At 73.1% G+C, this 20,355-nt stretch carries 17 protein-coding genes and 1 tRNA gene; 14 read left to right on the top strand and 4 right to left on the bottom strand.

Annotated elements, in window-relative coordinates; translation table 11 throughout:
- Positions 1-134: 134 nt before the first annotated feature.
- The 5 genes from ACIPWA_RS06585 to ACIPWA_RS06565 all read left to right on the top strand — a co-directional run bounded on the left by ACIPWA_RS06585 (position 135) and on the right by ACIPWA_RS06565 (position 7,208).
- Positions 135-1,433 (top strand): transglycosylase family protein, encoded by a 1,299-nt coding sequence (locus tag ACIPWA_RS06585; RefSeq protein ID WP_400288960.1) that lies wholly within the window; start codon positions 135-137, stop codon positions 1,431-1,433.
- 431 nt (positions 1,434-1,864) lie between these two features.
- Positions 1,865-3,178, top strand: coding sequence for an aggregation-promoting factor C-terminal-like domain-containing protein (locus ACIPWA_RS06580; protein ID WP_400288958.1), 1,314 nt, complete (start codon positions 1,865-1,867; stop codon positions 3,176-3,178).
- Positions 3,179-3,289: 111 nt separating this feature from the next.
- Positions 3,290-4,210 carry a 16S rRNA (adenine(1518)-N(6)/adenine(1519)-N(6))-dimethyltransferase RsmA gene (gene rsmA / locus ACIPWA_RS06575; protein ID WP_068624277.1) on the top strand — a complete coding sequence of 307 codons (921 nt, stop codon included), beginning with the start codon at positions 3,290-3,292 and terminating at the stop codon, positions 4,208-4,210.
- Positions 4,207-5,145: a 4-(cytidine 5'-diphospho)-2-C-methyl-D-erythritol kinase gene (locus ACIPWA_RS06570; protein WP_400288955.1), complete on the top strand. Its 939-nt coding sequence runs from the start codon at positions 4,207-4,209 to the stop codon at positions 5,143-5,145. Before rsmA ends, ACIPWA_RS06570 begins: the two co-directional genes overlap by 4 nt.
- Positions 5,146-5,315: 170 nt before the next feature.
- Complete coding sequence (locus ACIPWA_RS06565) at positions 5,316-7,208, top strand: ABC-F family ATP-binding cassette domain-containing protein (RefSeq protein WP_400288952.1); 1,893 nt, start codon at positions 5,316-5,318, stop codon at positions 7,206-7,208.
- An 81-nt stretch (positions 7,209-7,289) separates the two neighbouring features.
- Here the strand turns inward: ACIPWA_RS06565 and ACIPWA_RS06560 are convergent, their stop codons facing one another.
- The 4 genes from ACIPWA_RS06560 to ACIPWA_RS06545 all read right to left on the bottom strand — a co-directional run bounded on the left by ACIPWA_RS06560 (position 7,290) and on the right by ACIPWA_RS06545 (position 10,774).
- The gene (locus ACIPWA_RS06560; protein ID WP_056645596.1) at positions 7,290-7,790 is read right to left on the bottom strand and encodes a MarR family winged helix-turn-helix transcriptional regulator; all 501 of its coding nucleotides are present in this window, start codon (positions 7,788-7,790) and stop codon (positions 7,290-7,292) included.
- Positions 7,791-7,861: 71 nt separating this feature from the next.
- Positions 7,862-9,091, bottom strand: coding sequence for an ABC transporter permease (locus tag ACIPWA_RS06555; RefSeq protein ID WP_400288949.1), 1,230 nt, complete (start codon positions 9,089-9,091; stop codon positions 7,862-7,864).
- Positions 9,088-10,059: an ABC transporter ATP-binding protein gene (locus tag ACIPWA_RS06550; RefSeq protein ID WP_400288946.1), complete on the bottom strand. Its 972-nt coding sequence runs from the start codon at positions 10,057-10,059 to the stop codon at positions 9,088-9,090. Before ACIPWA_RS06550 ends, ACIPWA_RS06555 begins: the two co-directional genes overlap by 4 nt.
- Positions 10,060-10,162: 103 nt before the next feature.
- Positions 10,163-10,774 carry a TetR/AcrR family transcriptional regulator gene (locus ACIPWA_RS06545; protein ID WP_056645605.1) on the bottom strand — a complete coding sequence of 204 codons (612 nt, stop codon included), beginning with the start codon at positions 10,772-10,774 and terminating at the stop codon, positions 10,163-10,165.
- A gap of 257 nt (positions 10,775-11,031) precedes the next feature.
- Here ACIPWA_RS06545 and ACIPWA_RS06540 point away from each other — a divergent pair.
- From ACIPWA_RS06540 to ACIPWA_RS06500, 9 genes are all read left to right on the top strand, one after another.
- Positions 11,032-11,103: transfer RNA gene (locus ACIPWA_RS06540), tRNA-Gln, on the top strand.
- A gap of 104 nt (positions 11,104-11,207) precedes the next feature.
- Entirely contained in the window at positions 11,208-12,821 is a 1,614-nt protein-coding gene (gene glmU, locus ACIPWA_RS06535; protein ID WP_235534033.1) for a bifunctional UDP-N-acetylglucosamine diphosphorylase/glucosamine-1-phosphate N-acetyltransferase GlmU, read from the top strand.
- Complete coding sequence (locus tag ACIPWA_RS06530; protein WP_056645611.1) at positions 12,818-13,801, top strand: ribose-phosphate diphosphokinase; 984 nt, start codon at positions 12,818-12,820, stop codon at positions 13,799-13,801. The genes glmU and ACIPWA_RS06530 overlap by 4 nt, the downstream gene beginning before the upstream one ends.
- Positions 13,802-13,936: 135 nt before the next feature.
- Positions 13,937-14,590: an SIMPL domain-containing protein gene (locus ACIPWA_RS06525; protein WP_235534031.1), complete on the top strand. Its 654-nt coding sequence runs from the start codon at positions 13,937-13,939 to the stop codon at positions 14,588-14,590.
- A gap of 56 nt (positions 14,591-14,646) precedes the next feature.
- The gene (locus ACIPWA_RS06520) at positions 14,647-15,342 is read left to right on the top strand and encodes a GOLPH3/VPS74 family protein (protein ID WP_400288934.1); all 696 of its coding nucleotides are present in this window, start codon (positions 14,647-14,649) and stop codon (positions 15,340-15,342) included.
- Positions 15,343-15,627: 285 nt separating this feature from the next.
- Complete coding sequence (locus tag ACIPWA_RS06515) at positions 15,628-16,218, top strand: 50S ribosomal protein L25/general stress protein Ctc (protein ID WP_056645624.1); 591 nt, start codon at positions 15,628-15,630, stop codon at positions 16,216-16,218.
- A gap of 135 nt (positions 16,219-16,353) precedes the next feature.
- Complete coding sequence (gene pth, locus ACIPWA_RS06510) at positions 16,354-16,953, top strand: aminoacyl-tRNA hydrolase (protein WP_056645627.1); 600 nt, start codon at positions 16,354-16,356, stop codon at positions 16,951-16,953.
- Between the two features lie 153 nt (positions 16,954-17,106).
- Positions 17,107-18,321, top strand: coding sequence for a glycosyltransferase (locus ACIPWA_RS06505; RefSeq protein ID WP_400288929.1), 1,215 nt, complete (start codon positions 17,107-17,109; stop codon positions 18,319-18,321).
- Positions 18,318-20,345: a tyrosine-protein kinase family protein gene (locus ACIPWA_RS06500; RefSeq protein WP_400288926.1), complete on the top strand. Its 2,028-nt coding sequence runs from the start codon at positions 18,318-18,320 to the stop codon at positions 20,343-20,345. The genes ACIPWA_RS06505 and ACIPWA_RS06500 overlap by 4 nt, the downstream gene beginning before the upstream one ends.
- Positions 20,346-20,355 lie beyond the last annotated feature (10 nt).

The following is a 20,355-nucleotide window of genomic DNA, read 5'->3' as shown; positions in this document are numbered from 1 at the left end:
CCGGATCGGTCGTTCGGAACCAGCGGTAGGACGTCCTCGGACGCCCGCCCCGACGCTCCTTTGAGCCCAGGGCCGTCGGTGGCGCGCTGCGCCGTCCGAAGTCCGTGCCCGGGAGGCTCGACGACTGGACTCGAGTGAACAACCCCATTGACCGGACCGCTCACGCGGCCAGCGCCGACAGCGCAGCCAACACCCCCCAGACCCCTTCTCCTCTCGACGGCGTCGAGGCACAGGCCTCCGCCCCCACAGCCACCAAGCGCCGCCGCTGGCCCCTGATCGCCGGTGCGACGGCCATCGCACTCGTCGCGACCGGAGCAGTCGCCTACGGCAGCGCCAAGAAGACCGTCCAGCTCGACGTCGACGGCCAGGTCACCACGGTCTCGACGTTCGCGGGCTCGGTCGAGGGCCTCCTCGACGAGCAGGACGTGCGCGTGACCGACCGCGACCTGATCGCCCCCGGGGCCGACGCGCCCCTCAAGAACGGTGCCGACGTCGTCGTGCGCTACGGGCGACAGGTGACCGTCCAGACCGACGGTCAGCAGAGCGACGTGTGGCTCACGGCACTCGACGCCGACGAGGCGCTCGAGACCCTCGCGGACCGCGGCAGCGACGTGCGCCTCGTGGCCTCGCGCTCGGGCGCCGACGGCCGTGCCGCTCTCTCGCTGCGTCTCGACGCCGACGGGCCCGTCGCCGTCGTCGCGGACGGCGAGACCAAGACGGCCCCCGACGGCAGCATCGGCGTGAACGCGATCCTCGACCAGCAGGGCGTGGCACTGGGCGAGCTCGACCGCGTCTCCGTGGCCCGCACGGCCGAGGAGACGTCGGACGTGCCCGCGGTCTCGCTGGTCGTCCAGCGTGTCGCCGTGACTGAGACGCCGACCGTCACGCCCATCCCGTTCGAGACGGTCACCGAGCAGGACGCGAACCGTTTCGCGGACCTCGCCCCGGTCGTCAAGCAGGAGGGCGTCGAGGGCGCCTCGACCAAGGTCGAGAACGTCACCACGGTCGATGGCGTCGAGGAGTCCCGCGAGCTCGTGTCGGACGGCGTCACGTCCGAGCCGGTCGCGAAGATCATGGTGCAGGGCACCAAGGAGCGGCCCAAGGCTGCCCCGCAGGCTGCTGCGGCGGCCCCGAAGGCAGCTGCCGCTGCCCCCAAGGCGAGCGCACCTGCCGCAGCGGCACCGAGCACGGTCGGCGGCGACGTCTGGTCCGCGCTGGCCAGGTGCGAGTCGGGTGGCAACCCCGCGACGAACACGGGCAACGGCTACTACGGCCTCTACCAGTTCTCGGCCAGCACCTGGCGCGCGATGGGCGGCTCCGGCCTCCCGTCCGACGCGTCGGCCGCGGAGCAGACGCAGCGTGCGCAGGCCCTCCAGGCCCGCTCGGGCTGGGGTCAGTGGCCCGCGTGCGCCCGGAAGCTCGGCCTGCTCTGAGCGGTCCTGGCATCCTGACCGCGGCCACGGGCTGAGGTCGGACGAACGAGGGGTGTGGCCCACGGCGCGAGCCGTGGGCCACACCCCTCTCCCATGCCGCCAACTGCCCGCCGGCTGCCTGCTCGGTGTCGGCGCGGACGAGAGACGTGCGACGTCCGGGTCTGTCCGGGTGTGCTCGGATCGTCCTGTGACGTGGGTCGCGAGCGGGCGGCACCGACTTGGTGATCGATAACGAGTCGGTTACGGTCGAGTGTCCCGCGTGCAGAAGTCGCCTCGGTGTGATCGGAGCGCGGGCGCCGTGTCGGCAGGGTGCAAGCCCAGGGCCCGACACCCTGGACCGCCGGATCGGCTGGTCGACCCCCTGGAGCGACCCCGTCGCCTCGCGCCGTGCGCGGACCAGGGTGGCGCCGCAGCGCGCGCCTCGACCTCCCGTGCCCGGACAGCACGACGACTGGACCCTCGTGAAGAACCCTTTTCGCAGCATCGCCGGCGCGCACCGCGCGCGCCCCGCAGCCACCTTCGACGTGACGTCCACCGACGCCATCTCCTCCCAGGGCGTCGAGGCACAGGCCTCCGCCCCCACAGCCACCAGGCGCCGCCGCTGGCCCCTCGTCGCGAGCGCGACGGCCGTCGCGCTCGTCGCGACCGGAGCGGTCGCCTACGGCAGCGCCAAGAAGACCGTCGAGCTCGACGTCGACGGCCAGGTCGCCACGGTCAGCACGTACGCAGGCTCGGTCGAGGGTCTCCTCGCCGAGGAGGGCGTGCGCGTGACCGACCGCGACCTGATCGCGCCGGCCGCCGACGCGCCCCTCAAGAACGGTGCCGACGTCGTCGTGCGCTACGGGCGTCAGGTGACCGTCCAGACCGACGGGCAGCAGAGCGACGTGTGGCTCACGGCGCTCGACGCCGACGAGGCGCTCGAGACGCTCGCGGCGCGCGGCGGCGACGTGCGCCTGGTCGCGTCGCGTTCCGCGGCTGACGGCCGCGCCGAGCTCGGCGTCCGCCTCGACGCGGACGGGCCCGTCGCCGTCGTGGCCGACGGTGTGACCAGGACGGCCCCTGACGGGTCGATCGGTGTGGACGCGATCCTCGAGCAGCAGGGCATCGTCCTGGGCGAGCACGACCGCGTCTCGGTCGCCCGCGACGCCACGGCGGATCCTGCGGTGTCCCTCGTCGTCCACCGCGTGGTCGTCACGGACCTGCCGACCGCGACCCCGATCGCGTTCGAGACCACGGTCCAGGAGGACGGCAACGTCTACAAGGACGAAGCCCCGACGGTCGCCCAGGAGGGCGTCGAGGGCGTGCACACGCTCGTCGAGCGCGTGACCACGGTCGACGGCGTCGAGGAGTCCCGCGAGGTCGTCTCGGACGGCGTCACGTCCGAGCCGGTCGCCAAGATCGTGGTGCAGGGCACCAAGGAACGCCCGAGCGGCCCGGCAGCGGCCGGTTCCGCGCGCGAGATCGGGCGACAGCTCGTCGCAGCCCGTGGCTGGGGCAGCGACCAGTTCGCGTGCCTCGACAAGCTCTGGACCAAGGAGAGCAACTGGAACTCCTCGGCCACGAACCCGTCGTCGGGCGCCTTCGGGATCCCGCAGTCCCTGCCCGCCTCCAAGATGGCGAGCGCCGGGGCCGACTGGCGGACCAACCCCGCGACCCAGATCACCTGGGGCCTCAACTACATCGCAGGCAGCTACGGCACGCCGTGCGCGGCGTGGGGCCACTCGCAGGCGAGGAACTGGTACTGAGCCTGCCCTGGCGACCGTCGGGCGCTGAGCCTGCGCAGACGGACGTCAGGTACCGGGCCGCGAGCACCGCTCGCGGCGGCCGGCACCGGTCCAACCGGTAGGCTTCCCCGCATGAACGACACCCCCAACGCCCTGCTCGGTCCGGCACAGATCCGCGACCTGGCGGGGCGTCTGGGCGTGCGGCCCACCAAGACCCTCGGGCAGAACTTCGTGCACGACGGCGGGACCGTCCGCAAGATCGTCCGGACCGCCGGCATCGGCGCGGGGGACCGGGTGGTCGAGGTCGGACCGGGCCTGGGCTCCCTCACGCTGGGCCTGCTCGAGGTGGGGGCGAGCGTCGTCGCGGTCGAGATCGACCCGCCCCTGGCGCAGCAGCTCGCTGCGACCGTGGCCGTGCACCAGCCCGACGCCGCCGACCGCCTGACGGTCGTGGCCGCGGACGCGCTCGAGGTCACGGAGCTCCCGGGCGAGGCGCCCACGGCGCTCGTCGCGAACCTGCCCTACAACGTGGCCGTCCCTGTCCTGCTGACCTTCCTCGAGCGCTTCGACTCGCTCGAGCGCGTCCTGGTCATGGTCCAGGCCGAGGTCGCGGACCGGCTCGCCGCCCCGCCGGGGAGCCGCACGTACGGCGTGCCGTCGGTCAAGGCCGCCTGGTACGCCTCGGCCCACCGTGCCGGGACCGTGGGGCGCAGCGTGTTCTGGCCCGTACCGAACGTCGACTCCGCGCTCGTGGCGCTCGACCGCCGTGAGCCTCCGACCACGACGGCGACGCGCGAGGAGGTCTTCGCGGTCGTCGACGCGGCCTTCGCGCAGCGTCGCAAGATGCTCCGCTCGGCCCTCGCGGGGATCGCGGGCTCGTCGGCCGCGGCGGTCGAGGCTCTCGAGCGCGCGGGCGTCGACCCCACGGCGCGCGGCGAGCGGCTCACGGTCGAGGAGTTCGCGCGCATCGCGGAGCAGCTCCCGCTCGTGCAGGCCGAGGCCGCCGCTTCCGCAGGCGAGCACCCGGAACGACCTGGCACAGTGGACGCGTGAGCCCCCACCTGTCCGCCGCGCCTCCGGTGTCCGTCCGGGTCCGGGCGCCCGGGAAGGTCAACCTGTCGCTGCGCGTCGGGGCACGTCAGGAGGACGGCTACCACCCGCTCGTGACGATCTTCCAGGCGGTCTCTCTCGTCGAGGAGGTCACGGCGACGCTCGAGACCCCCGGTGCGGGACTGTCCCTGACGGTCTCGGGGGCGCAGGCCGAGCGGGTCCCGGTCGACGAGTCCAACCTGGCCTGGCGGGCCGCCGAGTCCCTGGCCCGGTACACGGGCGTGGACGCGGACGTCCGGCTGCACATCCACAAGGGCGTCCCCGTCGCGGGCGGCATGGCGGGCGGTTCGGCCGACGCCGCAGCGGCGCTCGTGGCGTGCGACCTGCTCTGGGAGACGGGGCTGTCGCGGGCCGAGCTGTCGGACCTCGCGGCCGGGCTCGGCTCGGACGTGCCGTTCGGGCTCGTGGGGCACACGGCCGTCGGGAGCGGGAGGGGGCACCTGCTGACCCCCGCGATGGCCCGGGGCGAGTTCCACTGGGCGTTCGCGGTCCGGGACGAGGGCCTGTCGACCGCCAAGGTGTTCCAGACGTTCGACGAGGTCGTGGGTGGGACCCCCGACGTCGAGCTGTCGGACGACACCGAGCTCATGCAGGCCCTGCGCGCGGGCGACCCCGTGGGCCTGGGCCGCGCGCTGCACAACGACCTGGAGCCGGCGGCGCTCGCCATGGCCCCCGAGCTCGGCCGGACGCTCGAGGTCGCTCACGAGGTGGGCGCGCTCGGCGTGATCGTCTCGGGTTCTGGCCCCACGGTCGCGGCGCTCGCCCGCAGCAGGCAGCACGCGCTCGCGATCGCGGCCTCCTGGACGGCCGCAGGCGTCGCCGACTCGGTGCACTGCGCCACGGGCCCGACGTCGGGCGCGCGCGTCCTGGCCTCCTGACCGTCCGCGCTCGGCGCAGCCGGCCGCTCGGTGCGACCGGAGGCAGTCGTCGGCCGGGGGCCCGTCCCGGGGCGCGGTGGTCGGTACGCGTCGGCGCCTCCCCGACGTCCCGGCCCCCGATGCCCGGCGCGTATCCTCGCTAAGGCACTTCCACCCTCTCGAAGGAACTCATGGCACACCTCCTCGGCGCCGACGACATCCGTCTCGTCGTCGGCACCCGCACCCTGCTCGACGGCGTGAGCCTGGGCCTCGACGACGGCGACCGCGTGGGCGTCGTCGGCCCCAACGGGGCCGGGAAGTCGACGCTGCTGCGTCTCCTCGCGGGGACCGCCGTGCCCGACGCCGGACGCGTCACCCGGGTGGGCGGGCTGCGGATCGGCATGCTCGACCAGCGCGACGAGTCGCCCGCGGGCACGAGCATCCGCGACCTCGTCCACGGCGAGTCGGCCGAGCACACCTGGGCGGGGGACGCGGGCATCCGCGCGGTCCACGCGGGCCTGCTCGGCGACCTGGACCTCGACGCCCCGGCGAACACGCTCTCGGGCGGGCAGCGTCGCCGCGTGGCCCTCGCGGCCCTGCTGGTCGCCGACCACGACGTGCTGTTCCTCGACGAGCCCACCAACCACCTCGACGTCGAGGGCGTCGCGTGGCTCGCCGAGCACCTGCAGGCGCGGTACGCGCGCCCCGGTGCCCGGGGGGCGCTCGTGGTCGTGACGCACGACCGCTGGTTCCTCGACGCGGTGTGCACGCGCATGTGGGAGGTCACGGGCGACGGCTCGGGCGCGGTCGAGGGGTACGAGGGCGGGTACGCGGCCTACGTCCTGGCTCGTGCCGAGCGGGCCCGCACCGTCGCGGTGACGGCCGAGAAGCGCAACAACCTGCTCCGCAAGGAGCTGGCCTGGCTGCGCCGCGGCGCCCCCGCGCGCACGTCCAAGCCCAAGTTCCGGCTCGACGCGGCCGCCGCGCTCATCGCCGACGAGCCGAACCCGCGCGACACGCTCGAGCTCACGCGCATGGCCACGCGCCGCCTGGGCAAGGACGTGCTGGACCTCGAGGACGTCACGGTCCGCATGCCGGCTCGCGACGGGGATCCCGATGCTGCGGAGAAGGTCCTGTTCGACGACGTGACCTGGCGCCTGGGCCCCGGCGACCGCTACGGCGTGGTCGGGGTCAACGGTGCGGGCAAGACGACGCTCCTGCGCCTGCTGGCCGGACGCCTCGCGCCGAACGAGGGCACGGTCAAGCGCGGCAAGACGATCCACGTCGCCGAGCTCACGCAGGACATCGACGAGCTCGACGCGATCGGCGGCCTGCGGGTCGTGGAGGTCATCGAGCAGGAGAAGCGCACGGTCGCGGTCGACGGCAAGGAGCTCACGGCCGCGCAGCTCGTCGAGCGGCTCGGGTTCACGCGCGAGCGCTCGCAGACCCTGGTCCGCGACCTGTCGGGTGGTGAGCGTCGGCGCCTGCAGCTCCTGCGGCTGCTCGTCGGCGAGCCCAACGTGCTGCTGCTCGACGAGCCCACCAACGACCTCGACACCGACACCCTGGCTGCCATCGAGGATCTTCTCGACGGCTGGCCCGGGACGCTCGTCGTGGTCTCGCACGACCGCTACCTGCTCGAGCGGGTCTGCGACCGCGAGGTCGCGCTGCTGGGCGACGGGACCATCCGCGACCTGCCGGGCGGCGTCGAGGAGTACCTCGCGCTGCGCAAGGCCTCGATCGCCGCGGCAGCGGGATCGTCTCGGGTGGGCGGGACCCGCGCGGGCGCGACGGTCTCCGAGGCCGGTGCGTCGTCGTCGGGCACGGGGAGCACCGGTGACGCGACGGACGCCCAGCCCGCCCCCTCGGGTGCGGACGTGCGCGCCGCGAAGAAGGAGATCGGTCGCATCGAGCGACGCCTGTCCAAGATCGCCGAGCTGGAGGCACGCCTGCACGACAAGATGGCGGCCCAGGCGACCGACCACGCGGCGATCCTCGACCTCGACAAGCAGCTCCGGGAGCTCGCGGACGAGAAGGAGACGCTCGAGACCGAGTGGATGGAAGCGGCCGAGCTGCTCGACTGACCTCGCGCACCGCCGAGCGCGGAGCCCGTGCGAGGCGCGCCCGGCGTCCCTCGCACGGGCTCCGCGCTCAGCGGGAGGCGGTCACGCCTCGAACTGGCCCACGACCGTGCGCAGCAGGTTCGCCAGGCCGAGCCGGTCCGCGGGCTCGAGCGCCGCGAGGACCTCGCGCTCGACCGCCAGCAGGTCGGACATGGCGGCGTCGACACGCTCGAGGCCCTCGGGCGTGAGCTCGACGAGCACGCCGCGCCGGTCGTCGGGGGAGCGGTGACGCTGCACCAGGCCGCGGGCCTCGAGGCGGTCGATCCGGTTGGTCATGGTGCCGCTCGTGACGAGCGTCTGCGTGATGAGCGCGCCGGGGGACAGACGGTACGGCTCGCCCGCCCGGCGCAGCGCGGACAGCACGTCGAACTCCCAGGTCTCCAGGTGTCCGCGCGCGAACGCGCTGCGGCGCGCGAGGTCCAGGTGCCGGGCAAGCCGGCTGACGCGGGAGAACACGGTGAGCGGCTCGACGTCCAGGTCCGGACGCTCGCGCTGCCAGGCGTCGACGATGCGGTCGACCTCGTCCGGGTGCGGGTGCTGCATGACGTGAGGCTACTCGACATTCCTCGACATCAAGAGTCTTGACGGGAGCTCCCGTCCCGGACGGGGACCCGTCAGCTCGCGCGCAGGGCGTCCTTGAGCTTGATCCGGCCCCCGGTACGGAGCACCGCGTTCGAGTAGATCTTGCCCGCGAGCCACACCAGGACCGGCACGAGGGCCAGCGACAGGCCGACCGCGAGCAGGATCTCCCACGTCTCGACAGTGCCCAGCGCGATGCGGATGGGCATGAGCAGCGGCGAGCAGAACGGGATGTACGAGAGCCACACGACCAGCGGGTTCTCGGGGTCCCACGGGCCGATCGAGATCCCGATGATGTACGGGATCATCATGAGCATCAGGACCGGGGTGATGACCGAGCCCACGTCCTCCTGGCGCGAGACCAGCGCCGCGAGCGCCGCCAGCGCGAGCGAGTACATGACGAACCCGATCACGAACCACACGAGCACCCAGGCCGCGGTCGCGCCCAGGTTCACGCTGCTCGCGTCGACGAGCCCGAGCGCGAACGCCGTCCCGACGCCGCCCCCGACGACCACGACGAGCTGGAGGAGCCCGATCGCTCCGATGCCCAGGACCTTGCCCGCCATGAGCTGCCACGGACGGATCGTCGCGAGCAGCAGCTCGACCACGCGGCTGGTCTTCTCCTCCACGACGCCCTGCGCCACGAGCTGGCCGCACGTCATGAGCGCGATGAAGATGAGGATGCCGCCGACCATGCCCGTGACGATCTGGGCGGGGTCGCGCTCCTCGGCAGGTTCGAGCGACTCGACCGTGGGGGCCGCGGACGCGATCTCCTGCGCGACCGCGGACGGGTCGCCGCCCAGGTCGGTGATGGCACCGGACAGCGCGGCCTGCTGGGCCAGCCCCGTGAAGACGGGGGCCAGGGTCGTGCCCAGCTCCTCCTTGACCACGACCGTGAAGGAACCGGGCGTGCCGGTCACGAGCGCGTCGAGGCTGCCGTCGGCGACCTGCTCCCGGCCGTCGGTCTCCGAGACCTCGCTGACCTGGATCTCGGTGCCGACCGCGCCTCCCGCTGCCTCGAGCTGGGGGCCCAGGGCCTCGGCGCCCGACGTGACGCCGACCTTCTGGGCCGCGGGCTCCTGGCCGCCCACGACGCTCAGCAGGAACCCGCCGAGCACGACGCCCACCAGGAGGGCGACCGTGGTCCAGACGAACGCCTTGGACCGGATGCGCGTCGAGATCTCCCGGCCGGCCACGAGCGAGACCGCGCCCCAGGTGCTCACGGGCGAGTGGCGGGTCGTCGTCGGCTGTCGCACGGCGCTCATGCCGAGGCCTCCTGTCGGGTCGAGGGGGTCGAGGTAGAGCCGGTCGTGCTGTCGGGCGCGGGGGCCTCGTCGCTGCTCACGACGTGGCGGAACAGCTCGGTCAGCGACGGGCGCTGCGGCGTGAACTCGCGCACGGGCCCCGTGGCCAGGGCCGCGCGCAGCACCGCCTGCTCGGCCCCGTCCTGCGGCGAGTCGACCTCGAGGAAGGTCCTGGCGCCGTCGTACCGCAGGACACGGACGCCCGGGAGCTCGGACGCCCAGCCGGGCGGCGCGGCCGGGGCGTCGACGACCCACTGCGGGCGCTGCGTCGCGCGGAGCTCCTCGATCCCGCCGACCTCGACCATCTCGCCCGCCTTGACGATCCCCACGCGGTCGCACAGCCGCTCGACCAGGTCGAGCTGGTGCGACGAGAAGACGACGGGCACGCCCGCGGCGGCGCGGTCGCGCAGGACGCCGCTCATGACGTCGACCGCGACGGGGTCCAGACCGGAGAAGGGCTCGTCGAGCACCAGGATGTCGGGGTCGTGGACGAGGGCGGCCGCGAGCTGGACGCGCTGCTGGTTGCCGAGCGAGAGCTTCTGGACCTCGTCACCGCGCCGGGCGTCGATCCCGAGCACCTGCGTCCAGTGCTCCATCGCGGTGCGGGCCGCGACGGTGCCCAGCCCGTGCAGCCGGGCCAGGTAGACGAGCTGGTCGCCGACCTTCATCTTGGGGTAGAGCCCGCGTTCCTCGGGCATGTAGCCGATCCGACGGCGCATGGCCAGGTCGAGCGGTCGGCCGTCCCACCGGACCTCGCCCGAGTCGGGCGCGAGCACCCCGAGCGCGATGCGCATGGTCGTCGTCTTGCCCGCCCCGTTCGACCCGACGAAACCGAAGATCTCCCCGGCCCCCACCGTGAAGGACATGTCGCGCAGCGCACGCACCGTCCCGTACGTCTTGTTCAACCTGTCGATCTCGAGAGTCGCCATGGACCTACGAAACCACGGACGGCGCGAGCCGTCACGGGCGGAATGTCATGAGTTCGTGGCGGTGCCCCGGCCGGGGCGCGAGGTCCGGGGCGTGCGCCGGCGCTCAGGCCTCGGGGCGCGGCTTGCTCGTGAGCGCGGGGTTCTTCTCCATGCCGGACAGGCCGTTCCACGCGAGGTTCACGAGGTGCGCCGCGACGTCGGTCTTCTTGGGGCTGCGGACGTCGAGCCAGTACTGGCCCGTCAGGGCGACCATGCCCACGAGCATCTGCGCGTAGATGGGGGAGACCCGGGGGTCCAGGCCGCGCCGCTTGAACTGGTCCGCGAGCAGGTGCTCGACCTGCGTCGCGACGTCGCCGATGAGGCTCGAGAACGTCCCCGTCGCCTGGGCGACGGGCGAGTCGCGCACGAGGATGCGGAACCCGTCCTCCGACGTCTCGATGTACGTCAGCAGGGCCAGGGCCGTGCGCTCGAGCAGGACCTTGGGGTGCCCACCCGACGAGAGCGCGCCCGTGAGCGCCGAGGTCAGGCCCTGGATCTCGCGGTCGACGATGACCGCGTAGATGCCCTCCTTGCCCCCGAAGTGCTCGTAGACCACGGGCTTGGACACCTCGGCGCGCGCGGCGATCTCCTCGACGCTCGTGCCCTCGAAGCCCTTCTCGGCGAACAGGACACGGCTCACCTGCAGCAGCTGTTCGCGGCGCTGGCTCGCCGTCATGCGGGATCTGGGAGGTCGTCTGGAGTCTGCAGCCACGGGTCCATCATGCCGTGCCGGTGCTCGCGGGGTCGGGGCGCGCGCTGTGCTGGGACGGGGCGCAGCACGCGCGAGTGATGTGCTCCTCACACGTTCTCCCCACGTCCAGGACCCGTTCGGGCGTGGAGCACGGCGCGGGACCTGGCAGACTGTTCTCCGGACGAGCGATGGCGCGCGCGGTCGGGGGTCGCCCCGCGGGTGTGCGCGTGTGTCCGGTCCGTTCCGCCTTGGTGTAATCGGCAGCACAAGGGTTTTTGGTGCCTTTAGTCCAGGTTCGAGTCCTGGGGGCGGAGCTCGTGCAACCAACCCGATGGGAGCCCCAGTGACCGACGCTGTGCCCGACGCACCGCCAGTGCCAGCCGCAGTCATCGTCCTCGCCGCTGGTGCGGGGACGCGGATGAAGTCCGCAACCCCCAAGGTGCTCCACCCGCTCGCCGGGCGCAGCATGCTCGGCCACGCGATGGTCGCAGCGCGCGACCTGTCGCCGCAGCGGATCGCCGTCGTGGTCCGCCACGAGCGTGACCTCGTGGCCGCCGCCGCGCTCGAGGTCGTCCCGACGGCCCTCGTGGTCGACCAGGACGAGGTACCCGGGACCGGGCGGGCCGTCCAGTGCGCGGTCGAGGCGCTCGACGTGCGTGCGCAGGCCGAGGCAGCCGTCCACGGTGTGCCGATCGGGCACGAGGGCCGCGGCCCGGTCGAGGGGCTCGAGGGGTCGGTCGTGGTCCTCGCGGGCGACATCCCGCTCCTGGACGCCGCGACGCTCTCCGAGCTGCTGGCCGTGCACCACTCGGGCGGCAACGCGGTCACGGTCCTGACGACCGAGGTCGACGACGCCACGGGCTACGGCCGGATCGTGCGCGACGAGCAGGGCGGTGTCCTGAGCATCGTCGAGCACAAGGACGCGACCCCCGAGCAGCGCGCCATCCGCGAGATCAACTCGTCGGTGTACGTGTTCGACGCCGGGATCCTGCGCGGTGCGCTGCGCCAGGTCACGCAGGACAACTCGCAGGGCGAGGTCTACCTGACCGACGTCCTGCAGATCGCCCGCGAGGGTGGCGGACGTGTCGGCGCGCTGCGCGTGGCCGACCCGCTGCTCGTCGAGGGCGCCAACGACCGCGCCCAGCTCGCGACGCTGCGCGCCGAGCTCAACCGCCGCATCCTCACGCGCTGGATGCTCGGGGGCGTGACCGTGATCGACCCGGCCACGACCTGGGTCGACGTCGACGTGGACCTGGGCCACGACGTGACGCTGCTGCCGGGTACCCAGCTCCACGGCGCGACCACGATCGGCGCGGGCTCGACGATCGGCCCCGACACGACGCTCACCGACATGGAGATCGGCGCGGGGGCCACCGTGGTCCGCACGCACGGCAGCCTCTCGGTCATCGGCGACGGCGCGAGCGTCGGACCCTTCGCCTACCTGCGCCCCGGCACGGTCCTGGGCGAGAAGGGCAAGATCGGCACGTTCGTCGAGACCAAGAACTCGACGATCGGGACCGGTTCCAAGGTGCCGCACCTGTCCTACGTGGGCGACGCGACGATCGGCGAGCACACCAACATCGGCGCCGCGAGCATCACGGTCAACTACGACGGCGTCTCCAAGCACCGCACGGTCATCGGCTCGCACGCCCGGACCGGCGCGGACAACATGTTCGTCGCCCCGGTCACGGTGGGCGACGGGGCCTACACGGCCGCCGGCTCAGTGATCCGCCGCGACGTGCCGGCCGGCGCGCTCGGCGTGAGCGGCGCACCGCAGCGCAACGTCGACGGCTGGGTCGCCCGCCGTCGTCCCGGCACGGCCGCGGCAGAGGCCGCGGCCCGTGCGCACGAGACCGACGACGAGACGCCCCCGCCGCTGGGTGCCCAGGCCCAGGCGCAGCTCGCCGAGGCCTCCGCGACGCCTCCGGCCCCCCGCCCGACCCCCGTGCCTGCCAGCCCGGGCGTCCCCACCGTCCCCGACGGATCCAGCACCACGACCAGCAGCACGAACGAAGGGTCTTCCCCACGATGAGCAGCACGATCGCCGGCACCGGGGACAAGTCCCTCGTCCTCGCCTCCGGGCGCGCGCACCCCGAGCTCGCCAAGGACGTCGCGCGGGAGCTGGGCATCGACCTGCTCCCCACGACCGCGTACGACTTCGCCAACGGCGAGATCTACGTGCGCTTCGGGGAGAGCGTCCGCGGCGCGGACATCTTCCTTCTGCAGAGCCACACCGCGCCGATCAACCAGTGGATCATGGAGCAGCTGCTCATGGTCGACGCGGCCAAGCGCGCCTCGGCCAAGACCATCACGGTCGTCCAGCCCTTCTACGGCTACGGGCGCCAGGACAAGAAGCACCGTGGGCGCGAGCCCATCTCGGCCCGCCTCATGGCGGACCTCTTCCGGACCGCCGGTGCCGACCGCCTCATGAGCGTCGACCTGCACGCCGCGCAGACCCAGGGCTTCTTCGACGGCCCGGTGGACCACCTGTGGGCCATGCCGATCCTCACGGACTACGTCCGCACGCGCGTCGACACGACGAACGTCACGGTCGTCTCGCCCGACGCGGGCCGTATCCGCGTGGCCGAGCAGTGGGCCGCGAAGCTCGGTGGGGGCCCCCTCGCGTTCGTCCACAAGACGCGCGACATCACGCGTCCCAACCAGTCCGTGGCCAACCGCGTCGTGGGTGACGTCGAGGGCCGCGACTGCGTCCTGGTCGACGACCTGATCGACACGGGCGGCACCATCGCGGAGGCCGTCAAGGTGTGCCTCGCGGCCGGTGCCAAGTCGGTCATCGTCGCGGCGACGCACGGCGTGCTGTCCGACCCGGCGGCCCAGCGCCTGTCCGAGTGCGGTGCGAGCGAGGTCGTCGTGACCGACACGCTGCCGATCGCCGCGGACAAGCACTTCCCGCAGCTCACGGTGCTCTCGATCGCACCGCTCCTCGCCCGCGCGATCCGCGAGGTCTTCGACGACGGCTCGGTCACGTCGCTGTTCGACGGCAACAGCTGAGCCCGGCTCCGTCCGGCGGCCCGGTCCCTCGACTCGTTCGAGGGACCGGGCCGCCGTCGTTCCCGCCCTGAGCCGAGCGGCGGGTGCGACGAGGCGGACGGGCGGCTCCGTCGTCGGGCTGGCAGGATGCCTGCTGTGACCCAGACGCAGACCCAGGACCTGTCCGCCGGCGTGACCACCACGGGGCAGGGCGCGGCCACCGCGGTACCCGACGTCGTCGTGGTCGAGCTCGGCGCCGAGGCGAGCGGCGACGACGTCCAGGTCGCGCTCGACTCCGCCAACGAGGGGGTCCGCGCCGCGCGCGAGGCGCTGCTCGCGGGCGGGGTCGCGGACGAGGACCTGCGCACCGCGCAGACGTCCACGTGGACGCAGCAGTCCCAGCAGCCCGACGGCGCCACGAGCCTCAGCGTCACGGCCCGCCTCACGCTCCGGGTCACGGTGCGCGACGTCGCGGCGTCGGGAGAGCTCGTGCGGGCCGCGCTGGGCGCAGCCGGGCCCGTCGCCCGGCTCGACTCGATGCGCTTCGCGGTGAGCGCCCCCGGACCCCTCGCGGTCGCAGCCCGCGAGGAGGCGTTCGCCGACGCCCGGACCAAGGCCGAGCAGTACGCAGCCCTCGCGGGTCGGCGGCTGGGCGCGGTCGTGGAGGTCAGCGAGCAGGGCGGCGGGTCCGCACCGGCGCCCCGCATGATGTCGGCCAAGGCCGCGGTCGTCCACGACGCGCTGGCCGTGGACCCCGGGCGCGAGCAGGTCGACGCGAGCGTGACCGTGCGCTGGGCGTGGGCGGACTGAGCGGCTCGTGACATTTCTCAGGGGGTAGAGGGCCACGGGGCCGCTACGTTGTCAGCATGCTCATCATCGAGGACTACCTCCTGCTCGTGCTGGACGACGTCACGGGCAAGCCCGTCGGTGACAGCTCGTACCTCCAGCAGATCGCCGGCGGGGCGCTCCTCGTCGAGCTCGCGCTCCTGGGCCGGGTCGACCTCGCGGGTGACGCCGCGGGCTGGCGCTCGGGGCGCGTCGTGGTCCGTGACCAGGCGCCCACCGGGCGCCTCATGCTCGACGATGCGCTCACCGTGGTGAAGTCGAGGGAGGGGTCCAAGCCCAAGAGCCTCGTCGAGGCGCTCTCGCGGACCAAGCCGGCCGACGCCGCGCTCGACGACCTGGTCGCGCGCGGCCTGCTGCGCCGCGAGGACGGGCGGATCCTCGGCATCTTCCCGACGACGCGCTGGCCCGCGGCGGACTCGCGTCACGAGGGCGAGCTGCGGGGCACGCTCGCACGCGTCCTGCTCGACGGGGGAGTGCCCGACGAGCGGACCGGGGCGCTCGTCGCGATCCTCGCCGCGACCCGCCAGGCGGGGCGCGTCATGGCGGCCGGTGCACCGCTCACCGCCTCCGAGCGTCGGGCCGTGGACCAGCGGGCCACGGTGCTCGCGGAGGGGAGCTGGGCGGCCGGGGCGACCCGGAAGTACGTCGAGGAGATCACCGCGGCCACGACCGCGGCGATCACGACGACCGTGGTCATCGCGGGGGCGACGGCCTGACCGGCGATCCCGCTCGTGTCGCGACACGAGCGGGTTTCCCTTGACGTCGTGCGCCCAGGTACAGTAGTTCGGTTGCCTCGGCGAGGGACGTCTGACGGCCGGTGAGTCACCGGAAGGTCAGCAGGATCTGAAGGATCCCCGTAATCGACTGGGCGGTCGTCCTCGTGCGCCCGTCATGTGTCCCGCGCCGACGCAGCCGCCCGTCCTCCGGTGACCAACCAGCCGGCCGGACAGCCGACTGCTTCCCACTGGTAGTCGGCCCGCAAACGTTCTTCAGGAGCTCACGTGTCCGATATCAAGCTTGTCGCAGAGGCCCGCACCGAGTTCGGCAAGGGTGCCGCCCGCCGTACCCGCCGCAACAACCAGATCCCCGCCGTCCTGTACGGGCACGGCACGGACCCGGTCCACGTCGCGCTCCCCGCGCACCAGACCACGCTCGCCCTCAAGCACTCGAACGCGCTCTTCACGATCGCCTTCGACGGCACCGAGGTCCTGGCCCTGGCCAAGGACGTCCAGCGCGACCCGGTCAAGGACGTCGTCGAGCACATCGACCTCCTCATCGTGAAGAAGGGCGAGAAGGTCGACGTCGACGTTCCCGTCCACGTCATCGGTGAGGCCGCTCCTGGCACCATCCACATCGTCGAGCAGCTCACGCTCTCGATCCAGGCCCTGGCGACCAACCTGCCCGAGGTCATCTCGGTCGACATCACCGGCCTCACCGCCGGCACCGTCGTCTTCGCGGGCGACATCGCACTGCCCGAGGGCAGCGTCCTCGTGACGGAGCCGACCGCCGACGTCGTGCTCATCACCGAGCCGCGCGTCGAGGCCACGGCCGCCGAGGTCGCCGCCGAGGCAGAGGCCGCTCCGCTCGTCTGATCGACCTGACGGTCCGATCCACCGCTCTGGACCCGGTCCTCGAGCGGCAGGACCCTGACGACCCGAGGCGTCCGGTGCAGCACTGCACCGGACGCCTCGGACGTTCCCCCGACCTCGACCAAGGACACAGGTGACATGACCGACCAGCCGTGGCTCGTCGTCGGGCTGGGGAACCCCGGCCCCACCTACGCGGGCAACCGCCACAACGTCGGGCACATGGTGCTCGACGTCCTGGCCGGCCGCTCCGGCTCGACCTTCAGCGCGCACAAGGCCCGCGCGGCCGTCGCCGAGGCCCGCCTCGGCGTGCTGCCCGGCGGAGCGCCGGGACCGCGCGTCATCCTGGCCAAGCCCTCGACGTACATGAACACCTCGGGTGGCCCCGTCGCGGGCCTCGCCCAGTACTTCGGGATCGACCCCGACCACGTGGTCGTCGTGCACGACGAGGTCGACATCCCGTTCGGTGACGTCAAGCTCAAGTCGGGCGGTGGCGAGGGCGGCCACAACGGCCTGCGGGACATCACCAAGGCGCTCGGGACCCGTGACTACCTGCGCGTGCGGGCGGGCGTCGGACGCCCCCCGGGTCGCATGGACACGGCCGACTTCGTCCTCAAGAACTTCTCGGGCGCCGAGGCCAAGGAGCTGCCGTTCCTGCTCGACGACGCCGCCGACGCGGTCGAGATGGTCCTGACCGAGGGGCTCCTCGCGGCCCAGGGGAAGTTCCACACCAAGGCGTGAGCGGCTCTCCGTCGGCTCTCGCGCGCGGAGTCGCGGCGTTTCACCCGGGTGAGGTGTCCTTGTCGCCCCGTTTCGCCCGGACCTGACACCTAGGCTGGATCGATATCCATTCCTGGGCGGGTCTCCGACGTCCTGCCCCACGACGGAGGCACGATGACCGAGGGTGTGGCACTGGCGCACGACTACGCGACGCAGCGCGGCGGCGCCGAACGGGTGGCGCTCTGGCTCGCCGAGGCGTTCCCGGGCTCACCGATGTACACGACGCTGTACGACCCCGACGGGACCTTCCCGGAGTTCGCGGACCTCGACCTGCGCACCTCGGCTCTCGACCGTGTCGGCCCGTTGCGCCGTCACCACCGGCTCGCGCTGCCGTTCCTCGCGCCCGCCGTCTCGGCGCAGCGCGTCGAGGCCGACGTCCTGCTCGCGAGCTCGACGGGCTGGGCCCACGGCTACCGGGGGGCCGGGCGCACCGTGGTCTACTGCCACGCCCCGGCCCGGTGGCTCTACCAGCGGGACCGCTACCTGGGCGGCCGTGACGGTGCGAGCACGGTCGACCGCCTGCGCGGCGGGGTCGCCTCGACCGCGCTGTCCGCGCTCACCCCCGCCCTGCGGGCCTGGGACCGGCGGGCCGCTGGTCGCGCCGACGTCTACCTCGCCAACTCGACCGTCACGCAGCGCGCGATCCGCGACGCGTACGGCATCGAGGCGGAGATCCTGCCCCCGCCGCCCGCGATGATGCCGGCGGGCCTCGAGCGCGAGGTGCCGGGGCTCGAGCCGGGCTTCCTGCTGTGCGTGGCCCGGCTCCTGCCGTACAAGAACGTCGACGTCCTGATCGAGGCCGCCCGGCTGGCGGGCAAGCAGCTCGTGATCGTCGGCGACGGGCCGGACCGGGCGCGCCTCGAAGGCCTCGCCGCGCCGGGGCGAGCGACCACCGGGCGCTGGGGCACGCCGTCGGGCACGGGGGGCTCGGGCGGCGCGACGACGCTCCTGGGCCGCGTCGACGACCCCGAGCTGCGGTGGCTCTACCGGCACTGCTCGATGCTCGTCGCGGCCTCGTACGAGGACTACGGGCTCTCGCCGCTCGAGGCGGGGGCGTTCGGGCGGCCCTCGGTCGTGCTGCGGGACGGCGGATACCTCGACACCGTGGTCGACGGGGTGACCGGGACGTTCTTCGACGCGCCCGAGCCCGCGCTCGTGGCGCAGGCTGTCCAGGAAGCCCTCGGCGTCCCGTGGGATGATGACGCTCTGACGTCGCACGTCGAGACCTTCGCGCTCCCGCGCTTCGTCGCTCGGCTCCGCGAGGTGGTAGACGCGCAACGAGGGTTCGTGCACACGGAGCCCAGCACGCCAGGGGAGAGGAACCCATGACCGTCCGGGAGTTCATCCGTACCGTGTGGGCCGGCAAGTGGTACGTGCTGGCCGCCGTGCTCGTGGTCGTCGCCGGCGCGCTCTACTACCTGAGCCAGCAGGAGACGGTCTACAAGGCGACCGCGACGGTGCAGCTCATCGGCGTCCAGTCGGCACAGGGCGGCGAGCAGGTCGTGGAGGTCACGGTCGCGACGGACCTCGACGACGTGACGTCCGACCCCGTGGTCGAGGCCGCGGCCACGTCTCTCGGGTACACGGGCACCCCGGCGTCCCTCGCCGCGATGGTCTCCGCGGACTACCCGGGCGAGAGTCAGAAGCTCATCGCCATCAACGCCAAGACCCTCGACCCCCAGGAGTCCGAGGACGTGGCGAACGCGTTCGCCGAGGCGTACGTGGCTCAGCTCGTGATCCTCCGCGACGACCAGGTGGCGACGCTCGACGCTCGACGACAGGCACTGGCCGAACAGCTCGCAGGCGTGACTGCACGGCTCGTCGCCAACCCCGAGGATCCCCTCGCCCTGGCCGAGAAGGAGACGATCGTCACCGACTACACGACCCTGACGGTGCAGGCGAACACGTTGCGCGCGATCGGTGTCCCGGCGGAGGTGCAGACCCCTGCGACCGGGGCAGAAGCACAAGGTCCCGGTCGGAGCACCGTCCTGGCGCTGGCCGTGCTCGCCGGAATCGTCGCGGGCGTCGGGCTGGCGTTCGCGCGACGTGGGCTCGACGTGCGGGTGCGCGGGGCGGCGGACGCTGCGCGCCTGGCGCAGAGCCCCGTGCTGGCCGAGCTGTACGGCGTCCGGACGTCCGACCGGGAGTACAGTCACTCGCACACGCTCCCGGTCTCGCGGAAGGTCGCGACGCCCTTCACCGAGTCCATCCGTGAGCTGCGGACCGCCGTGCAGGTCTCGCTCGCCGAGGCCGGCAAGGTCGTCGTCGTCGTCACCGCGGCGGACCCGCACGCTCCCCGTACCTTCATCGCGGCGAACCTCGCGGCCTCGTTCGCGCTGAGCGGTCGGCGGACGATCGCGGTGTCGGGTGACCTGCGCCGACCAGAGCTGGACCGGGTGCTGCCCCCGCCGGACGGCTGGTCCGGTGACCCGCACACCCTGCGGCCGACGACGATTCCCAACCTGGGTGTGTTCCCCGTCCCCGAGGAGGAGATGGACCCGGCAGACTTCCTCGCGACGACCCGCGCGGGAAAGCTCATCGCGGACCTGAGCGACAACGCAGAGGTGGTCGTGATCGACGCGCCTCCCGTGCTCGCTGCGGCCGACGCGACGATCCTCGGTCGGTACGCCTCGGGAGTGGTCCTCATCGCCTCGGCTGGCAAGACGGATCGCGCGGTGCTCGCCGAGGCCTCCGACCGGCTACGGATCAACAACGTCCCGCTCGTCGGGATCGCGCTCGCCGGCGTCAAGAGCGACCGGCGCATGCTCTACGCCTCGACGTACGGCGACCCCGACGGCGACGGCACGCGGCGCGGCGACCCGACCACGGGAGGCCAGGTGACCGCGTCGGCCGAGGCGCCGGCGCTCGCGGCGGAACGTCCGGACACCGGGTCACCGGGGGAGTCTCCTGGGCAACAGATCGACGAGCCACGGCGGGCTGCCAAGGAACGCGCGGCCGCGATCGTCACGGGCACGTCGTTCGTCGGGGCGACCGCGCCTCAGGGTGCAGCTGGCCACGAGCAGGACGCACCGTCAAGGCAGGACGTGGAAGCGGCACCGGCCTCCCAGGCCTCGCCGGGCGAGCCGGCGCAGCCGACGCCTCCGGTCCGGCCGACGGCGTCACTGACCCGGCCGACGCAGACCCCGGCCGCCCCGGCCGGACCGGGGCAGCTTCCCCGCCGTGACGGGGCTGAGGGTCGGCCCGCACCGCTGCTAGCGCCTGAGTGGGGCAAGATCTCGCAGTCGACCGGTTCGCAGACCACGTCTGCCACGACGACCGGCACGGGCGAGCAGGACACCGACACGTCGTCATCGAGCGAACGTTCGGGTCGGAAGCTGCCGTTCCGCTGGTGAGGCCGCCTGG

The organism is Oerskovia enterophila, from assembly GCF_044748475.1.
GTDB classification, from domain to species: domain Bacteria; phylum Actinomycetota; class Actinomycetes; order Actinomycetales; family Cellulomonadaceae; genus Oerskovia; species Oerskovia enterophila.
This window is presented reverse-complemented; position numbering and strand designations above follow the sequence as displayed.

Bases quoted from the DNA above. Each gene is read 5' to 3' on its own strand.
- ACIPWA_RS06550 (WP_400288946.1), bottom strand. From the start codon at position 10,059: ATGGCGACTCTCGAGATCGACAGGTTGAACAAGACGTACGGGACGGTG.
- pth (WP_056645627.1), top strand. From the start codon at position 16,354: ATGACCGACCAGCCGTGGCTCGTCGTCGGGCTGGGGAACCCCGGCCCC.
- rsmA (WP_068624277.1), top strand. From the start codon at position 3,290: ATGAACGACACCCCCAACGCCCTGCTCGGTCCGGCACAGATCCGCGAC.
- ACIPWA_RS06545 (WP_056645605.1), bottom strand. From the start codon at position 10,774: ATGACGGCGAGCCAGCGCCGCGAACAGCTGCTGCAGGTGAGCCGTGTC.
- glmU (WP_235534033.1), top strand. From the start codon at position 11,208: ATGAAGTCCGCAACCCCCAAGGTGCTCCACCCGCTCGCCGGGCGCAGC.
- ACIPWA_RS06560 (WP_056645596.1), bottom strand. From the start codon at position 7,790: ATGCAGCACCCGCACCCGGACGAGGTCGACCGCATCGTCGACGCCTGG.
- ACIPWA_RS06565 (WP_400288952.1), top strand. From the start codon at position 5,316: ATGGCACACCTCCTCGGCGCCGACGACATCCGTCTCGTCGTCGGCACC.
- ACIPWA_RS06505 (WP_400288929.1), top strand. From the start codon at position 17,107: ATGACCGAGGGTGTGGCACTGGCGCACGACTACGCGACGCAGCGCGGC.
- ACIPWA_RS06530 (WP_056645611.1), top strand. From the start codon at position 12,818: ATGAGCAGCACGATCGCCGGCACCGGGGACAAGTCCCTCGTCCTCGCC.
- ACIPWA_RS06520 (WP_400288934.1), top strand. From the start codon at position 14,647: ATGCTCATCATCGAGGACTACCTCCTGCTCGTGCTGGACGACGTCACG.
- ACIPWA_RS06555 (WP_400288949.1), bottom strand. From the start codon at position 9,091: ATGAGCGCCGTGCGACAGCCGACGACGACCCGCCACTCGCCCGTGAGC.
- ACIPWA_RS06500 (WP_400288926.1), top strand. From the start codon at position 18,318: ATGACCGTCCGGGAGTTCATCCGTACCGTGTGGGCCGGCAAGTGGTAC.